20 protein-coding genes and 1 pseudogene are annotated in these 18,232 nt (G+C 33.3%); 8 read left to right on the top strand and 13 right to left on the bottom strand.

Features of this window, described 5'->3' with window-relative positions:
• The first annotated feature begins 79 nt into the window (after positions 1-79).
• On the top strand, positions 80-430 hold the full coding sequence (locus ACGH6S_RS04050; protein ID WP_174799262.1) for a DUF805 domain-containing protein: 351 nt from the start codon (positions 80-82) through the stop codon (positions 428-430).
• A gap of 68 nt (positions 431-498) precedes the next feature.
• Here the strand turns inward: ACGH6S_RS04050 and gntR are convergent, their stop codons facing one another.
• Positions 499-1,503: a gluconate operon transcriptional repressor GntR gene (gntR, locus tag ACGH6S_RS04045; RefSeq protein WP_174799261.1), complete on the bottom strand. Its 1,005-nt coding sequence runs from the start codon at positions 1,501-1,503 to the stop codon at positions 499-501.
• Positions 1,500-2,189 carry a uracil-DNA glycosylase gene (gene ung, locus ACGH6S_RS04040; protein WP_065590418.1) on the bottom strand — a complete coding sequence of 230 codons (690 nt, stop codon included), beginning with the start codon at positions 2,187-2,189 and terminating at the stop codon, positions 1,500-1,502. The genes gntR and ung overlap by 4 nt, the downstream gene beginning before the upstream one ends.
• A 204-nt stretch (positions 2,190-2,393) precedes the next feature.
• On the opposite strand from ung, the gene grcA reads away from it, so the two are divergent.
• Both grcA and ACGH6S_RS04030 read left to right on the top strand, forming a co-directional pair.
• On the top strand, positions 2,394-2,777 hold the full coding sequence (gene grcA, locus ACGH6S_RS04035; protein ID WP_034910787.1) for an autonomous glycyl radical cofactor GrcA: 384 nt from the start codon (positions 2,394-2,396) through the stop codon (positions 2,775-2,777).
• A 582-nt stretch (positions 2,778-3,359) separates the two neighbouring features.
• Positions 3,360-4,049 (top strand): aspartate/glutamate racemase family protein, encoded by a 690-nt coding sequence (locus ACGH6S_RS04030; protein ID WP_174799260.1) that lies wholly within the window; start codon positions 3,360-3,362, stop codon positions 4,047-4,049.
• A gap of 4 nt (positions 4,050-4,053) precedes the next feature.
• On the opposite strand, the gene ACGH6S_RS04025 is transcribed toward ACGH6S_RS04030, so the two are convergent.
• From ACGH6S_RS04025 to rlmE, 5 genes are all read right to left on the bottom strand, one after another.
• Positions 4,054-4,263, bottom strand: coding sequence for a helix-turn-helix domain-containing protein (locus ACGH6S_RS04025; RefSeq protein WP_034910784.1), 210 nt, complete (start codon positions 4,261-4,263; stop codon positions 4,054-4,056).
• Between the two features lie 12 nt (positions 4,264-4,275).
• A complete protein-coding gene (locus tag ACGH6S_RS04020) occupies positions 4,276-4,848 on the bottom strand; it encodes a DUF2975 domain-containing protein (protein ID WP_065590420.1) in 573 nt (190 codons plus the stop codon).
• Between the two features lie 244 nt (positions 4,849-5,092).
• The gene (gene folP, locus ACGH6S_RS04015; protein ID WP_411578418.1) at positions 5,093-5,935 is read right to left on the bottom strand and encodes a dihydropteroate synthase; all 843 of its coding nucleotides are present in this window, start codon (positions 5,933-5,935) and stop codon (positions 5,093-5,095) included.
• Between the two features lie 187 nt (positions 5,936-6,122).
• The gene (ftsH, locus tag ACGH6S_RS04010; protein ID WP_065590421.1) at positions 6,123-7,988 is read right to left on the bottom strand and encodes an ATP-dependent zinc metalloprotease FtsH; all 1,866 of its coding nucleotides are present in this window, start codon (positions 7,986-7,988) and stop codon (positions 6,123-6,125) included.
• Between the two features lie 76 nt (positions 7,989-8,064).
• Positions 8,065-8,691 carry a 23S rRNA (uridine(2552)-2'-O)-methyltransferase RlmE gene (gene rlmE / locus ACGH6S_RS04005; RefSeq protein ID WP_174799258.1) on the bottom strand — a complete coding sequence of 209 codons (627 nt, stop codon included), beginning with the start codon at positions 8,689-8,691 and terminating at the stop codon, positions 8,065-8,067.
• A 96-nt stretch (positions 8,692-8,787) separates the two neighbouring features.
• On the opposite strand from rlmE, the gene yhbY reads away from it, so the two are divergent.
• Positions 8,788-9,081 carry a ribosome assembly RNA-binding protein YhbY gene (gene yhbY / locus ACGH6S_RS04000; protein WP_174799257.1) on the top strand — a complete coding sequence of 98 codons (294 nt, stop codon included), beginning with the start codon at positions 8,788-8,790 and terminating at the stop codon, positions 9,079-9,081.
• Between the two features lie 62 nt (positions 9,082-9,143).
• On the opposite strand, the gene greA is transcribed toward yhbY, so the two are convergent.
• Positions 9,144-9,620 (bottom strand): transcription elongation factor GreA, encoded by a 477-nt coding sequence (gene greA, locus ACGH6S_RS03995; RefSeq protein WP_034910774.1) that lies wholly within the window; start codon positions 9,618-9,620, stop codon positions 9,144-9,146.
• Positions 9,621-9,924: 304 nt separating this feature from the next.
• Here greA and ACGH6S_RS03990 point away from each other — a divergent pair, with 304 nt between their 5' ends.
• From ACGH6S_RS03990 to hslO, 3 genes are all read left to right on the top strand, one after another.
• Entirely contained in the window at positions 9,925-11,469 is a 1,545-nt protein-coding gene (locus ACGH6S_RS03990) for a hypothetical protein (RefSeq protein WP_174799256.1), read from the top strand.
• 101 nt (positions 11,470-11,570) lie between these two features.
• Complete coding sequence (hslR, locus tag ACGH6S_RS03985; protein WP_296301292.1) at positions 11,571-11,966, top strand: ribosome-associated heat shock protein Hsp15; 396 nt, start codon at positions 11,571-11,573, stop codon at positions 11,964-11,966.
• A complete protein-coding gene (hslO, locus tag ACGH6S_RS03980) occupies positions 11,953-12,831 on the top strand; it encodes an Hsp33 family molecular chaperone HslO (protein WP_411578419.1) in 879 nt (292 codons plus the stop codon). The genes hslR and hslO overlap by 14 nt, the downstream gene beginning before the upstream one ends.
• A 221-nt stretch (positions 12,832-13,052) precedes the next feature.
• On the opposite strand, the gene tsaA is transcribed toward hslO, so the two are convergent.
• From tsaA to metN, 4 genes are all read right to left on the bottom strand, one after another.
• A complete protein-coding gene (gene tsaA, locus ACGH6S_RS03975; RefSeq protein ID WP_411578423.1) occupies positions 13,053-13,766 on the bottom strand; it encodes a tRNA (N6-threonylcarbamoyladenosine(37)-N6)-methyltransferase TrmO in 714 nt (237 codons plus the stop codon).
• Positions 13,767-13,888: 122 nt separating this feature from the next.
• Positions 13,889-14,791, bottom strand: a complete 903-nt coding sequence (locus tag ACGH6S_RS03970; protein ID WP_411578420.1) for a MetQ/NlpA family lipoprotein — start codon at positions 14,789-14,791, stop codon at positions 13,889-13,891.
• A gap of 14 nt (positions 14,792-14,805) precedes the next feature.
• Positions 14,806-15,447: a methionine ABC transporter permease MetI gene (locus ACGH6S_RS03965; RefSeq protein ID WP_174799305.1), complete on the bottom strand. Its 642-nt coding sequence runs from the start codon at positions 15,445-15,447 to the stop codon at positions 14,806-14,808.
• Positions 15,448-15,559: 112 nt separating this feature from the next.
• Positions 15,560-16,591 carry a methionine ABC transporter ATP-binding protein MetN gene (gene metN / locus ACGH6S_RS03960; protein ID WP_065590426.1) on the bottom strand — a complete coding sequence of 344 codons (1,032 nt, stop codon included), beginning with the start codon at positions 16,589-16,591 and terminating at the stop codon, positions 15,560-15,562.
• Positions 16,592-16,709: 118 nt separating this feature from the next.
• On the opposite strand from metN, the gene gmhB reads away from it, so the two are divergent.
• Positions 16,710-17,246, top strand: coding sequence for a D-glycero-beta-D-manno-heptose 1,7-bisphosphate 7-phosphatase (gmhB, locus tag ACGH6S_RS03955; protein ID WP_174799254.1), 537 nt, complete (start codon positions 16,710-16,712; stop codon positions 17,244-17,246).
• A 221-nt stretch (positions 17,247-17,467) separates the two neighbouring features.
• On the opposite strand, the pseudogene ACGH6S_RS03950 reads toward gmhB, so the two are convergent.
• Positions 17,468-17,926 (bottom strand): annotated as a pseudogene (locus tag ACGH6S_RS03950) (DUF4184 family protein); the annotation flags it as partial.
• Positions 17,927-18,232: the final 306 nt, after the last annotated feature.

The following is an 18,232-nucleotide window of genomic DNA, read 5'->3' as shown; positions in this document are numbered from 1 at the left end:
TTATTTTCGTTTTTTTTTCATTAAAATAGCGGCCCCAAATAATTTATTTCAGTAATTAATTAAAAAAAGGAATATAGGAATGAATTGGTTTATTGATTGTATTACAAAAAATTATGCAAATTTTAATGGTCGAGCTCGTCGTAAAGAATATTGGATGTTCGTTTTATTCTATATTATTTTAACTTTCATCACGATAATCATTGATAAAATGATTGGAAGTCCCTTAGCTATAACCGCTATCTTAGTGTTGGCATTATTCCTTCCTAGTTTAGCTGTTACTGTACGCCGCTTACATGATATAAGTAAATCAGGTTGGTGGATTTTGTTACAATTTATTCCATACATTGGTGGTATTATTATATTAGTATTCTGCGTAATGGACTCAACACCAGGCAGCAACCAATACGGTGAAAACCCTAAAGGGTTGTAATTATTACTAATAACCTTATCACTAAACGTGGTAAGGTTAAATCATTATCAATGTCATCTTCTACTTTATTAAATACTTTCTCCGTTTAAATACTCAACAGGTAAATCAATCACTTTTTTATCAATTTGTTCACCATTAATCCGTTTTAATAACAGCTCCGCTGCAATTTTTCCCATTTCAATTCTCGGTGTTTGTATAGATGCCAATTTGGGATTCATAAATTGACCAATTTGGTGTCCATGAAATCCAACAATCGCTATCTGTTTTGGCACTTCAATCCCCACCCGTTGGCATTCAAGTAATACCCCTAAAGCCAAATCATCATTGGTACTAAAAATACCATCAACACAAGGAAACTCTTTTAAAATTTGATGTAAAAATCTTGCCCCTAATTCATAAGATGATGCTTCTTTAGTCGCTAGCGTCCGAGGTGTCAATCTAGCTTCTTCCATAGCCTTTTCATACCCTTTTTGACGAATAATACTTCGTTGATCTTGTCTTGCACTAAAATAGACAATATTACGACGACCTCTATCTATCATACGATGAATCATATTTCTGGTTGCAGTAAAATTATCAAATCCTACAGCCATATCAAGACAAGGCGAAACACTGTCCATAATTTCAACCACAGGAACACCCGAAATTTCAATCATCTTTAATGTTGCTGGAGTATGCGTTCTTTCCGTTAAAATTAATCCGTCAATATTATAAGAAAGTAATGAGCGTAAGCGTAACTCTTCTTTGTCAGCACTGTATCCGGTATGAGTGATCATGGTTTGATATCCTCTTATATCAGTCACCATCTCAATACCTTTTAAAATATCGGCGAAAACCTGATTGGTTAAAGAAGGGAACACAATACCAATGGCATTACTTTTAGCGTTAGACAGCATATCGGGAGCTTTATTAGGAATATATCCTAACTTATCTATTGCGGCTGAAATTTGTAATTGAAGTGGTTTAGATACAAGATTGGGATCGCGTAAAAAACGACTCACTGTCATTTTACTAATCCCGATTAAATTTGCAATTTCCTGCAAACTTGTTCGGCGTCTTTTATTATTACTCATGTTTGTTTTTCCGCTAGTCTTGGTTGCCAATCTATTGCTTTTTTACCTTGTTGCATAATAAGATCATTCGCTTTGGAAAAGTGCTTACAGCCAAAAAATCCACGATGAGCTGATAATGGTGATGGATGCACCGATGTTAATACATGATGTTTTTGGCGATTAATAAACTGTCCCTTTTTTTGTGCAGGAGATCCCCACAATAAAAAAACCACACCTTCAAGATACTCATCGATTGCTGCTATCACATTATCAGTAAAAGTTTCCCAACCTATTTTTGCATGAGAATGCGCTTGCCCCGCTTCAACAGTCAACACATTATTTAATAGTAATACACCTTGAGCAGCCCAAGAAGCTAAATAGCCATGAGAAGGAATTGTAAAACCATCAATATCGGTTGCCAGTTCTTTATAAATATTAACTAACGATGGTGGTGTCTTAACTCCGGGTAAAACAGAAAAAGAAAGACCGTGAGCTTGATTAGGACCATGATAAGGATCTTGCCCTAAAATCACCACTTTGATTTGATCAAATGGTGTAAAACGAAACGCATTAAACACATCATGCTGAGGCGGGTAAATTATCTTGCCATTAGCACGCTCAGTCTTTACAAATTGCATTATTTGTTGAAAATAAAGTTTTTGTTTTTCTGCACCAATAACTTCATGCCAAGTCAATTTTGTTGTCATATTTTGATATCACTCATCAATAATGCCAGTGTTTCTGGGCAATAACTAATATATTTCTACATAATAACCTATCACAAAAGAAAATAGAAATTAAAGGTATTACTTATCGAAGCAATAGTTTTTTTTGACTTTTATCAAATTTTTAAAGTGCTATATTAACCATAATTATTTTAGGGCAATAAGGCCCCGTTAGGAGGATTTAAAATGATTACAGGTATCCAAATTACTAAAGCAGACAACTCAGCACTTCTAAACTCTTTCTGGTTATTAGACGACTCTACAAAAGAAGCTCGTTGTGTAGCTGCTAAATCAGTTTATAAAGAAGATCAAATCATTCCTACTGCAGAACTTGGTCAATTCGAATATCGCGAAGTTCCATTAGATGTTGCTCCAACTGTAAAAGTTGAAGGTGGTCAACATTTAAATGTGAACGTTCTTCGTCGTGAAACTTTAGAAGACGCTGTAAAACACCCAGAAAAATACCCACAATTAACAATTCGTGTTTCTGGTTATGCAGTACGTTTTAACTCATTAACAGCAGAACAACAACGTGATGTTATTGCTCGTACGTTTACAACTAAAATTTAATAAAATAACAAAAGTTTTTAACCCAGCATTTGCTGGGTTTTTTATAATAAATAAGATATTTATTCCGAATTTAATTTTTCATCTTATCAGATTAACTATTTTATCCTAGTGATGTTAAACATTTCAGCAATACTTCAGTTAATTTCGATGCGTTAGTCCTTTTTATGTAGTTGACATGAATATAAGAAAAAGAATTTTCTTGCTCAAGAATATAAATAGTTGCTATTGTAGCTATTATCGCCATTAAAGTCATAGCAGGTTACTTAAGTTAGGTATTGGTGGATGTGTTTACGCTACCAACCGTACTTTTTATTCCTTAAACTGTTTTATATTGAACAATATTTCTTTATTTTGTTAATAAAATTTTTTTCTAAAGATAAAATTTAGTAGATGTTTTTGCTTGCTAAGTAAAAACACAATACCTTCATAGCGATAATTAACCATTGATTGCTTAAACAAGTACTAATTAAATTCCACCTAACTCTACCACAATTGAAATAACTTTACACATTCTACAATATAGTTAAGAATAAAATTATTTTAATATCAAAAATCATAAACTTTCTATAAGGAATTTTTAGAATGAAAACAATTGGTTTAATCGGGGGTATGAGTTGGGAAAGTACAACAACTTATTATCAAGTTATTAATCAAACTATTGCTAAATCATTAGGAGGCCTGCATTCAGCAAAAACGATTTTATATAGCGTTGATTTTCAAGAAATTGAAAGTTGCCAAGCTAATAATGAGTGGAACAAAAGCGCAGAAATTTTAATTGATGCGGCTAAAAGAGTTGAATTAGCTGGTGCAGATTTTATTGTTATTTGTACCAATACTATGCATAAAGTTGCAGATCAAATTCAAAAAGCAATTAATATTCCGATTATTCATATTGCCGATGTGACAGCTAAACATTTACTCGCACAAAATATTAAATCGGTCGCTTTGTTAGGTACTAAATATACAATGGAGCAGGACTTTTATAAATCTAAACTGATCGATAAAAATTTAAATGTGCTTATTCCTGAATCTCAAGACAGAAATATTATTAATGAGATCATTTATGATGAACTTTGCAAAGGTATTATTCAGCCTGATTCTAAGCAAGCCTATCTTAATATTGTTGATAAACTCATTAAAAATGGCGCAGAAGGTGTTATTTTAGGCTGTACGGAAATTGGGTTATTAATCTCTCAATCCGATCGTAATATCCCTTTTTTTGATACAGCCTTAATTCACGCGCAAGAGGCAGCATTACTTGCAATAAGTTAATAAGTTATTCTTCGTTGGTATATTCTAGTATATCACCTGGTTGGCAATCTAGATGTTTGCAGATTGCTTCGAGTGTTGCTAGTCTAAATCCTTTTACTTTACCTTGCTTAAGTAATGATAAATTTTGTTCTGTAATACCAACTGCTACCGCTAGATCTTTTGATTTAACTTTACGTTTAGCAAGCATTACGTCTAAATTTATTATAATTGGCACATATGACTCCTTTTAAATAAATTGTTTATTTTCTTCAGCTAGTTGGCAGGCCTTTTTTAGTATTTGACCAATGAGCATAATACTAATCGCAAGAAATAACGTTATAATTTCATCACTAGAAAAAGAAATAGAAAAGTAACGTGCTGATTCCTCTTGATTATAAGTTAAGATCGTTGTTAATAACGGTTCAGATAAAAAACTTATAACCACCCAACAAACAAGCAATTTGCCAAAGATGTAACAATGGTTGGCTGATTTTACTGAGAAATATTCGGATTGACTGTAATTGATAAACAGTAGTCTAAGTTGATAAAACGCATAAACTAAAAGAAGTATTAATGAAGTATCCATTAATGTTGCAATAGCCGCTTGCCATCCAGATAAAGATACAGGATCAACATTCTCCCACCCACCAGAGGAGAAAGTAAACCCTACAAGTCCAATATCTTGTCTATCAAAAAAATAATATAAGAATGGAGATATTGCGCCAATTAACAAAATTAGAATTGGAATTAATGTTAGTAATGCCATAATTCGACAATATTGATTCAATCGAGAATGTGTTTTAGTCGTATCTGTGTTCATTTTTAAATCCTTTCGTTTTATAAAAAGTGAACACAGTATAGCATTGGGAAATTAATTAAACAATAAAAAATTAAATTAAAACGATAATTTTTTATTTTATTATTTTTAATTATAAAAACTAAATATTAAATAAAATTACTTTATAATCATTTGATTTCACTAAAAAATAATTAGATATAAATTAATTAAAATCAATGTTATATATGAAAAAGCTTGTTCGAAAAAATACAACGATTTTACAATCTCAAAAGGAATCTTGTTCTGCAAGGGTTGCTTGTACAATCCTTAGTGCATTGAAAGTTTCCTTTACATCGTGTACGCGAATAATTTTTGCTCCTTTCATTGCCGCAATTACTGCACATGTAACACTACCGAGTGTACGTTCTTGCGGTGGTACATTTAATACTTGTCCTATCATGGATTTTCGGGACATGCCTACTAATAAAGGAAGGTTTAAGTGGTGAAACCGTTCAAGTGTTGCTAATAGCCGGTAATTGTGCATTAGTGTTTTACCAAACCCAAAACCAGGGTCGAGTATGATTTTTTGACGGTCAATGCCTTCGTTTATGCAACGTTGGATCTGTTTTGTAAAAAAATTATCGACTTCTTGATAGATATCTAGCTCATAGTATGGCGCATTTTGCATAGTTTTAGGAGCGCCTTGCATATGCATAATGCAAACAGGTAATCCTGTTTGTGCAGCTGCTTCAACCGCACCTGGTTCTGTTAAAGCTCTAATATCATTAATTAGATGGGCTCCTGCTTTGGCAGATTCGGTCATGACTTGTGGTTTTGATGTATCAACCGAAATCCAAACATCAAAATAATGGGCAATTTTTTCAACTAATGGAATAACACGGTTAAGCTCTTCATCGACAGACACTTCAGTTGCACCAGGGCGTGTTGATTCGCCGCCGACATCAATAAATGTTGCACCAGCTTGGATCATACTGTCAACTCGACGCATAGCATCATCAAGGTTGTTATAATTACCACCGTCAGAAAATGAATCTGGCGTCATATTAACGATGCCCATCACTTGTGGGAATGAAAGATCCATCACATGATTTTGAAAATGTATTTCCATGATTAAAAGCCTTATTTGATTAAAATTAATGATGCAGTTGTTTAAATGATCTTCAAAATTATTAAGCATAATTAAAGTAAAATTTTCAATATAATCGTTGCTTTATTCCTGCAAATTTATTGATAAGCTATTTTTAGTTTACCGATAAAAAACGCGCTGTAAGCGCGTTATATTTTATTAAAGCAAATTAACTTTTTGATTGTAGTGGTGTATCACTACCTCCATTTGCTGCTTTTTCATCGCTTTCCGTCCAATCATCAGGTGGTGTGACCGGTTGACGATTCATAAGTTCATCAATTTGTTGTTTATTGATTGTTTCATATTTTAATAGTGCATCTTTCATAGCGTGAAGAATATCAATATTTTCAGTTAGGATCGTTTTTGCACGTTGATAGTTACGTTGAATAATAGCGTCAACTTCTTCATCAATAATTTGAGCTGTACTATCTGAGATTTTTTTCAATGGCCCATAAGATGATTCTTCGTACTCAAATAATACAGGTGGTAAACGTTCTGAGAATCCCCATTGGGTTACCATTGCTCGAGCAACATTAGATGCATATTGAATATCACTTGATGCCCCCGACGTAATTTTATCTTCACCAAAGACTAATCCTTCAGCAATTCGGCCTGCATAAGCGGTAGAAATTTTTGATTCTAATTGAGTTCGGCTTTGGCTAATTTGGTCACCTTCAGGTAAAAAGAATGCTACACCTAATGCGCGCCCACGAGGGATAATAGTTACTTTATGAAGTGGATCATGATCTGGCACAAGATAGCCAACAATCGCATGTCCAGCTTCGTGATAAGCAGTATTAGTTAATTGTTCTTTCGTCATAGATAATGAACGGCGTTGAGTTCCCATATTGATTTTGTCTTTGGCTTCCTCAAATTCTTCCATGGTAACTACTCGTTTGTTTCGACGTGCAGCAAATAAAGCTGCTTCGTTAACTAAATTAGCAAGTTCTGCACCAGAGTAATTTGGTGTGCCACGAGCTAATACCGATAAGTTGACATCAGAACCTAACGGAACTTTGCGTACATGAACGGCAAGAATTTGTTCACGGCCTTTCATGTCTGGTAAACCAATTTGCACTTGGCGGTCAAAACGACCAGGACGGAGTAACGCCGAATCTAAAATATCAACTCGGTTAGTTGCTGCGATGATAATAATGCCGCTATTAGCCTCAAACCCATCCATTTCAACCAACATTTGGTTTAATGTTTGTTCTCGTTCATCATGACCTCCCATTGAGCCAGCACCACGCTTGCGTCCGACGGCATCAATTTCGTCAATAAAGATAATACAAGGTGCGTGCTTACGTGCTTGTTCAAAGAGATCTCGCACTCGCGAAGCCCCCACTCCCACAAACATCTCAACAAAGTCAGAACCTGAAATGCTAAAAAAAGGCACATTGGCTTCACCTGCAATAGCTCTTGCTAGTAAAGTTTTACCTGTTCCTGGAGGTCCTACCATTAAAATCCCTTTTGGTATGCGTCCTCCCAGTTTTTGATATTTGCCTGGATCGCGTAAAAAGTCGACAACTTCGGTGACTTCTTGTTTTGCTTCTTCACTTCCGGCAACATCGGTAAATTTTGTTTTGACTTGGTCTGGCGTTAGCATTTTTGCTTTACTTTTACCAACTGACATTGGTCCACCTTTACCACCACCTTGCATTTGACGCATCATAAAGAGCCAAAAACCAATAAGCAAAATCATAGGAAACCAAGAGATAAGAATGCTGGTGATTAAGTTTGGTCTTTCATCGGGTTTACCATAAACAGGTACTTTATTGGCCAATAAATCATCCATTAATTTTCCATCAAGGTAAGGGATATATGTAGTGTAATTGCCTTTATTTTTAGTTGTGGCAACAATTTCTCGTCCGTTAATATGCACTTCTTGGAGATTACCAGCTGCGATATCGGAATTAAATTGGGTATAATTGACTTGAGGTCCACTATTAGATATTGAGCTGAATTGGCTAAATCCAACAATCAATGCTACAGCGATAATTCCCCAGATCAGTAAATTCTTTATCATGTCGTTCAAAAGAAAAACCTCTCATAAAAATTAACAGTTACGACTAAATTTAACAAAGTATGGTACTACAAAATTATACAACTGGCTACTTCATACCCATTGCAACAATATAAACTTCTCGAGATCGTGTTCGTGAGGCTTCAGGCTTACGAATTTTGACCGTTTTAAATATTGAACGGACTTGCTTTAGGTACTCTTCAAATCCTTCGCCCTGAAACACTTTAACAATAAAATTACCATTAAGAGCAAGTACGTCTTTACACATATCTAACGCTAGTTCAACTAAATACATTGCTCTAGGTATATCAACTGCAGGTTGACCGCTCATGTTGGGCGCCATGTCTGACATGACAACTTGGACTTTTTCTTCGCCAACTCGTTCAAGTAATGCTTTTAAAACTGCGTCATCCCGAAAATCGCCTTGAAGAAAGTCAACGCCAACAATGGGATCCATGGGAAGTAAGTCACAGGCAATAATACGCCCTTTATTGCCGATAAGCGATGCGACATATTGTGACCAACCTCCTGGGGCTGCACCTAAATCAACAACCGTTATTCCGGGCTTAAATAATTTGTCACTTTTTTGAATTTCTTCAAGTTTGAACCAAGCTCTAGATCGGAGCCCTTTTTTGTGTGCTTGTTGTACAAAGCGATCATTAAAATGCTCATTGAGCCAGCGCGTTGAACTTGCTGAGCGTTTTTTATTACTCACAACTAATAAATCCTTAATGTAAAAGGTCACTTCATTGATTACAAACATATATAAGGGTAGAATAGCAAAATTACAACTTAATGTGATAAAAATTTAATGAATTTATCGAATAAACAAAAACAGTATTTAAAAAGTGAAGCTCATCATTTAAAACCTATAGTGATGATTGGGGCTAATGGATTTACCGAGGGTGTACTTGCCGAGATTGACAACGCTTTAAATTTCCATGAGTTGATTAAAATTAAGGTTTCTGCTGAAGATCGTGAAACAAAAAAGCTTATTTGTGATGCAATTGTACGCGAAACAAAAGCGTTAGCAGTGCAATTGGTTGGTTCTAATTTCACTATTTTTAGACCAAGCGAAGATAAGAAAATTTCCCTACCTAAATAAATGTAACAGGGCTTAGCCCTGTTGCATTTATCATCTGCTTTTGTAAGTGGTTTATTTAATAATTAGATATATTCAACTTTAACAATATCAAATTCTACATCACCCCCTGGGGTTTTAATTTGTACTGTATCACCATCTTCTTTGCCAATTAACCCTCTGGCAATAGGTGAGTTGACTGAAATAAGATTTTGTCTGTAGTCAGCTTCATCATCACCCACTATGCGATATGTTGTCTCTTCGTCCGTTTCAATATTTATTACTGTTACTGTAGCACCAAAAATAATACGACCAGTATTTTTTACTTTGGTAATATCAATAATTTGAGCTTGTGATAATTTACCTTCGATTTCTTGAATACGACCCTCACAAAAACCTTGCTGTTCTCTTGCTGCATGGTATTCAGCGTTTTCCTTTAAATCGCCATGAGCTCTTGCCTCTGCTATTGCTGCCGTTATTTGTGGTCTTTTGACATTCTTTAACTCTTCTAATTCGGCTCGTAATAGTTCAGCTCCCTTTACTGTCATTGGGATTTGTTTCATCTAGGTATCTCCCGTTTTTACTTATTTTAGTAAATAAAAATAATTATCCCTTATCTTAATCAAAAGAAAGAGAAAGTTAATTGTTTTTTGTTTATTTAAAAACGTTAAAGTGAATATTTATATATTAACTGTAAAGTTAGTTTAATAACAAATTATTTATACTGAAAATGAGATGATATTTTTATAAAAATCGGTTATCGTAATATAACTATTTAGTAGTTCATTATAATAATTACATTTATTTATGCGGCAATTCCGATTTTATATAATCATTTCTCTGTCCATCGTTTGGTTTTTTTTATTGTTGTCTTATTTTGTTTTACAAACTTCGTTCGGAGCAAAATTAGTTAGTTATCAGTTATCTAAATTAAGTTCATATACAATCTCAATCGGCAGTGTTCATCACTCTTTTTCAAATTTTTATGAATTGGTTTTTGATGATGTTGTTGTCAATGATAATAATCAAGAGATTGTTAATGTCCCTAAATTAGTTGTAGGGCTTGATAAAAGTGATTTATGGCAATTGAATCATTTTAAATATATTACTGTTATTAATGGCACTATTAATAATACTCAATCTAGTCAATATGCTTTTTCAACAAACACACTAAAATTTGTTAATTCAACCATTAATATTCTGGCTAATAATGGAAAAGACAAACTTTCTTTCTTCAAAATCAATGGAGGGATTCAACCTTTTTTTTCATCAGGGGGAGATAAATATCAATTTGATTTTACTTCTCAAGAAGCTTTGGTAAATCAAATACCAATGAAATCCTTGCTTATTCAAGGTTTCCATCGAGATGGTATTACTACGATTACTAATTTAGGTGGAAATATTAAAGACGGATTTTTTGTCAGTAAATTAAAAATACAGGCCGACAATATTTTAGATATCGAACAATTAAAGTTGCATAATATACATTTTCAATCAACCGATGATGATTTTTTTGATAAAGATTCTCATGTCCTGCCAAAGCTAACAATCAAACAACTATCAATACAGGAAAGTAGTATTCAGTTGCCTAGTTTTTTAATGGAAAAAGGCAATATTGAAGCGACGAATCTTCGTTATGATGGGCAATGGCATTTCGAACAGGGCTCCTTTATTTTTACTGCCGAGGAACTAGTTTGGCATAATCAGTTATTTTCGTCGGTATTAGCACAATTATCATTTCAAAACCAAGAAGCGACAATTCAAAAAGTATTAGCAAAATGGAATAAAGGTAGTATAAATTTTTCTGGTAAGTGGAAAGATAATACCTTACATCTAGATCAATTAATGTTAGCGGATATTGTCTATGAGATTCCTGAAAATTTGGGACAGACTCTGTTACCTAATATTTTTAGAAATATTAAGCTTGATAAGCTGAATGTTTTTCAGAGTTTGATAATTAGAAAGCAGAGCGATTTTCCTTTTAGTTTATATAATTTTCAAGCTTCAGGTAAAGATATCACTTTAGCAAAAGCGCAAAAATTAGGACTATTTTCAGGAACTGTTTTTTTGAAATCTGAAAAAGCTTCGTTAAATCGAATAGATATTCGTTATCCAGATCTTGTTCTCAAATTTGATTCTGATAACCATCCTTCATTAACTTTTAGTTCTTTAACTAATGGAGGAATAATTGAGTCGAGAGCAAAAGTTGATTTATCGCAAAATGAACCGCTATCTTTGCAATTTGATGCTTATGGTGTAACAAGTTCACTACTAGAAAATTGGAAATTGATAAAACAACCGCCAAATGCTACGAATTACTCAGCTAATTTACATGGTAAATTACAACCATTTAATTTCTCAGGTAAATTTTCGGCAAATGGGAATGAGTATATCATTAATCTTGCGCATTGATTTTTACAAAAGCATCCTTATATAACATCGTTAAGATGTTTAAGTTATTATGTTCATTTGAGCTTAAAAAACTCAATAATAAGTAATATGAGGTAGTAATAGTGCTTATAAGATTAGATAAATGGCTTTGGGCGGCAAGATTTTATAAGTCTCGATCGTTAGCACGAGAAATGGTTGATGGTGGCAAAGTGCATTATAATGGCCAACGTACCAAACCAAGTAAGCTTGTTGAAGTCGGTGCAATCTTAACGCTTCGCCAAGGCTCTGATCAAAAAACAGTTCGGGTTTTAGCCATTAGTGAACAACGAAAAACTGCCATTGAAGCCCAGCAACTTTATCAAGAAACTCCTGACAGTATTACAAAACGAGAAAAAATAGCGCAAGCGCGTAAACTTAATGCATTGACAATGCCGCATCCAGATAGACGGCCTGATAAAAAGGAACGGCGTAATTTGATTAAATTTAAATATGATAGGCAAAAAGATGGCAATGATTAATATGGATACTTTGAACCGTTTTTTATTTGATAATCACCCTATTCGTGGTGAAATTACCCGACTGGAACAGACATATCAAGCGATTTTAGATAATCATACTTATCCAATAGCAGTGCAAAAATTGCTTGGTGAATTATTGGTTGTAACTAGTTTATTAACTGCAACACTAAAATTTGAAGGCGATATTGCTGTTCAGTTACAAGGTGATGGAGCGTTATCTTTAGCGGTTGTTAATGGTAATGATCAACAGCAGCTACGCGGTGTTGCTCGGGTTAGCGGTGAAATCGCTGATAATGCAACACTTAAAGAGATGGTGGGTAATGGCTATGTCGTTATTACTATTACCCCTAAAAATGGTGAGCGTTATCAAGGTATCGTTGGTCTGGAAAAAGATACACTTATTGGTTGTATCGAAAATTACTTTATACAATCAGAACAGCTCCCTACTCGTCTATTTGTAAAAATAGGTGTACATGATAATAAACCAATAGCAGCAGGTATTTTATTGCAAGTTTTACCTGCTAATGAAAATACAGTTGAATCATTTGAGCATGTTAGCACTTTAACTGAGACAATCACTAGTGATGAGTTATTTCAACTTTCTACTGATGAGATTTTATATCGTTTATATAATCAAGAAGAAGTACGTCTTTTTGAAACGCATGATATTACTTTTAAGTGTGGATGTTCACGTCAACGTTGTGAAGATAGTTTAATGACTTTACCAGCTAATGAGATTGATGAAATCCTAAAGGAAAACGAGGGAAAGATTGATATCCATTGTGATTATTGTGGAAAGCATTATCTGTTTGATGCAATTGATATTGCTGAAATTAGAAGTACAAGTAACCTACATTATCATTGATCTTAATAGAAAAATACCACTAAGGTTATTAACACCTTAGTGGTAAAGTGAAATATAGGGAATTAAACCCGTATTCAATTTAACAGAATAGAAAAAAGATACCAATTTATTTTATCGGTTTTATATAAAAATTTTGTAAAGTAAATTTACAAAACTATTTTACATTGAAATTAATAAAAAATTTTTTAGCCTTAACTTTTTGAAATTCATAAAAATTATTTTCATTTACTTTCTACATAAATATCTTCAACAATGGCATGTTGATTTACGATTCTCCATTTAATATTAAAATGGTAAAGTGCAAGTCCGTATGCTTGTTCATTAATGTTTTTTTGTTTATAGGCTGGTCTTGGATCTTGGGATATTACTTGTGTAATTAATTCGGCGAGTTGAGGATAACTTTGTTTTTGTAAATCCAAAGATAATCGTGCTTTTTGTGAGAACTCTACTGTTATTTTTTTTTCAGGAGTAGATTGTGCGTATCCTGCAAGTGCTTCTGAGTAGCTATCGGAATAAGGGAGATAAGGCTTGATATCAATAATTGGTGTGCCATCGACTAAGTCGAGACTTCCTAATTTTAAGACTACTTGCTTATTTTCTATGATGATATCTTTTAACTCTACTGCTGAAAGCCCAATATGATTAGGTCTAAATGGCGATCGTGTAGCAAACACCCCCATTGTTTTATTACCGCCTAAACGAGGAGGGCGAACGGTTAATCTCCATTTTTCAGGGGCAACATGGTGAAATAGGAATAATAGCCATAAATGTGAAAATTGTTCTAATCCTTTTACACTGATAGGGTCATTATAAGGTGCTAATAAATAAAGTTCCCCTTGTCCTGCACTAACTAGATTGGGTTGTCTTGGAACGGCAAATTTTTCACTATACGGTGAGCGGATAATACCGATTGGTTCAATTTGATATGTCATTATTGGTCGATAATTTTGTTTATGAGTAGCAGTTTTGTTAAGTCATTTAATTACTATCTCTATTTCCGCCGATCGATACAAAGATCGGCGGATTTAATATTAGGCTAATATCTATTTATAAATTATTACCAACCGCGAATAGCTCCACCATTAAAAATTTGGTCAGCGTTTTGTGCAACAGCTTCGGTTTGGTATGCTTTTACAAAATTTTTCACATTTTCATTATCTTTATCCGTTTCACGCGAAACAATAATGTTGACATATGGTGATTCTTTATCCTCAACAAAAATACCATCTTTACTTGGTGTTAGGTTTGCTTGTCCTGCAAATGCGTTATTGATGATTGCAAGATCAACTTGGGCATCATCCAATGAACGAGGTAACATTGGAGCTTCAAGTTCTAAAATATTGTAGTTATAAGGGTTACTTGTAATATCAAGTACAGTTGGTAGTAAACCTTTAGATTTATCAACCGTAATCATCCCTTCATGTTGTAATAATAGTAATGCACGTCCTAAGTTTGTAGGGTCATTAGGAATAGCAATCGTTGAGTTAGCTGGAATGAAAAACGCTTCACCGCGTGGTGAAGTGACTTTTACGCCTTCGCCTGTTTCTATTGATTCATCAATTGGTTTTAGTTTATGAGAATAGCTTGCAATAGGATAAACAAATGAATTACCTACTACAGCTAATTTATAGCCACGTTCTTTCATTTGTTCATCTAAATAAGGTTTATGTTGGAAAGCATTTACATCAATTAAGCCATCATTTAATGCTTGATTTGGGGTTACGTAATCGTTAAAAATAACTAGTTCAACATCTAGATTATAAAGATCTTTTGCTTGTTGTTTAACTACTTCAGCAACTTCTTGTTCAGGGCCTGAAATTACTCCGACTTTTAGAACGTTTACTTTAGTTGGTTCTGTTGGTTTGTTATCTGTTGTGGCTGTTTGTTTATTATTATCACAGCCAGTTAGAAAAAATGCACTTACCAATGTGGTAATAAGTGCTAGCTTTTTAATAGACATATATTTCTCCAAAATTAATGATGCGTGACGCGTTTAACAATCATATTGCCAATAAATTGAATAATAAAGACAATAATAATTAATATAACTAAAACAGTATTCATTATAGCTGGCTTGTAGCCGTTGTAACCATATTGAATAGCAAGTTGCCCAAGGCCTCCTGCGCCAACAGCTCCAGCCATTGCAATATATCCTGTCAAAGTAATTAAAGTAATTGTCATACTATTGACAATTATAGGCAATGACTCAGGTAATAAAACTTTATATATAATTTGTAGTGGTGTTGCACCCATTGAGCGTGCAGCCTCTATTAATCCTTTGGGAACATCTAATAATGCATTTTCTATCATACGTGCAATTAATGGCGATACACCAATACTTAATGGTACCACTGCAGCTTGTTTACCTATAAAGGTGCCCATTAAAATTGTGGTGAAAGGAATAATCCATACAATTAATATGATAAAAGGGATTGAACGAAATACATTAGTAATAAAAGAAATAATGCTATTAGCGACATAACAATCCAATATTTGTCCTTTACGCGTCGTATAAAGTAATATACCAACGGGTAATCCAATTATCGTTCCCCAAAAACCTGATAAGATGACCATAAATAGAGTTTCATCTGTTGCTTGTGCCATTTTGAACAGCATTGCTTCATTAAAACCATTAAATGATGAACAAAAAGCAACAAAGTCAGCCCAAAAATTATATTGAGTTAAATATCGAAATAATGATTCAAAAGGTTTAAATGAAGGAATAAAATCAAACATAGCCGAGCACCTCTACTTTAGTATTATTTTTTTCTAAGAATTGAATTGCTGATGCCATACTTTTTTGTTTTCCTTTCATTTCTGCTAACATTAAGCCAAATTTGACTCCTCCAGCATAATCCATTTGTGCACTGATAATGTTACTATCAATTTCGAATTCTTTAGCGATTTGAGATAATAATGGTAAATCAACGGAGACTCCTGTAAATTCTAAACGTAATAGCGGATTGAGTCCTTCTTTGTGTTCAGATGATAGCCTTATTAAATAATCATTTGGAATACTAAGGTGTAAGGTTGATTGAATAAATTGTCGTGCAATATCTGTTTTAGCATGAGAAAACATTTCGCCTACTGATGACTGTTCAACTAGTTCGCCATCACTTATAACAGCTACTTGATCACAAATTTGTTTTACTACATCCATTTCATGAGTAATTAATAAAATTGTTAATCCTAATTTTTGGTTAATATCTTTTAGTAATGACAAAATTGAACGTGTTGTTTCAGGATCAAGCGCACTGGTTGCTTCATCACATAATAATACTTTGGGGTCACTTGCCAAAGCTCTCGCAATAGCAACACGTTGTTTTTGTCCTCCAGATAAATTAGTTGGATAAACATTCGCTTTCTCTGTCAATCCGACTAATTCCATAAGCTCATTTACTTTCTGCTTAATTGCTATTTTAGGCGTTTTATTGAGTTCTAGAGGGAAAGCGATATTATCAAATACAGTACGTGAGGAAAGTAAATTGAAATGTTGAAAAATCATACTAATTTTTCGGCGTATTTCAATTAATTTTCTATTAGATAGATTAGTGATCTCTTGATTATCAAAGAAGATCTTCCCACTAGTCGGCTTTTCTAGTAGGTTAATGCAGCGAATAAGTGTGCTTTTCCCAGCCCCTGATTTGCCAATAACACCGTAAATTCCCCCTTGGGGAACATGGATATTAATGTCTTTTAAAGCATAAATTGGGGTTTTATTATGCTCAAATGTTTTCGAAATATGTTGTAGTTGTATCATAATATATAAAAACAAAAGATGAATAAATGAATATTAAGACGTCTAGACATCTAAGTCAATCAATAATATGCTATATGAATTAGAGTAATATCTAAAATTAAAAGGAAAAAAAGTAAATATGAAGCCAGCAATTTTTTTAGATCGAGATGGTACTATTAATATAGATTATAATTATGTACATACAATTGATAAGTTCCACTTTATTGACGGTGTTATTGAGGCAATGCAAGAGCTCAAGAAAATGGGTTTTTTATTAGTCATTACAACCAATCAATCAGGTATTGCTAGAAATATATTTACAGAAGAACAATTTCATACTTTGACTGAATGGATGGATTGGTCTTTGCAAGATCGTGGTGTTGATTTAGATGGTGTCTATTATTGCCCTCACGATCCGTTAATGGATACTTGTGAATGTCGCAAACCAAGTCCAGGTATGATTCAAACAGCAGCTAAAGAACTAAAAATTGATATTGCTAATTCCTATATGGTTGGAGATAGAGTGTCTGACCTATTATCGGGTAAAAAAGCTGGCGTTAAAAAAACTGTGTTAGTAAAAACGGGTGATACCATAACAGAAGAGGCATTAGAACAAGCTGATTTGATTATTGATAGTTTGGCTGATCTACCAAAAAGAATAAAAAACCAATCTTGATTGTTGTTTTAACTAATACAGTGTTTAGATTAAACGCTGTATTAAAGTTATACTTTTAAGTATCAGTGGAGTAATGGTTAATCCAATAAAACAGGCACTAATAAAAGTAACAACAGTTATATCTAGCTGATTTGTAGAAAAAGAATAGTTGCCAAAAATAAGCAAAGTAATAAGTGTTACTAAGCTCCAGTATGGAAAACCAATTTTATTTTGTTTAGATGTTACAATCGGTAAATAATAAATAGTCCCACAAAACTCATACCAATTAATGAACTACCATGTTGTAATAAACTAAAAAGTTGAACAAAACAACCTGACGGATGAGTAAAAGAGTCCCACCTAATATGAGAAATTATGCCAATAATTGCCGATGTTAAAAAACTTAACCAATGCTAACAGCAATATTTATTCCAGTTGAAAGTTAAATAATTAGCAAATCACTTATAAAAGAAATTAGGTAAATTTTTAATTAAAACATTTCGAATGATAAAATGAAAAATATAAGCAATAACTAAAGTCATTGGTAAATCAAATAGAAAAATACCAGCTAGACTATGACTTAAAGCACTTTTTACCTCCATTATTAAGAAGTACTCAAAATCAAGAGCCATACTATCAATAATCAAAGCCGTCATAGAAAGATGAGGTTTCTTATATAAAGGTAATATGATAGCTGGATGAGCGAATGTAAAAAGTACTTTTTATTCTAACTTAATAAAGAGTGTTTAATTTAAAGCTATTTTGTTTGTTATAAGAAATATAATCGACCTACCAAAGATATTAAATATTAGAATTTGGTTTTACAACAATTCAACTTAGTTTGTTTTTAGCTCGTCTTGAGCAAAAAAAATGCAAACAAGAAAAAATGCGTAATGATCTCTTGTATAATTTTTTTAAACCCCTATAATACGCATCCACTGACACGCAGTCAGCGACAAGCAGACGAAGAGTTGGTGATTAAGTGAGATCAAAAATTTTAAAAAAGA

It is taken from the genome of Gilliamella sp. BG3 (assembly GCF_046635605.1).
Lineage (GTDB): Bacteria > Pseudomonadota > Gammaproteobacteria > Enterobacterales > Orbaceae > Gilliamella > Gilliamella bombi.
Note: the sequence above shows the minus strand (reverse complement) of the source record. Positions and strands in the feature narration are given on the sequence as shown.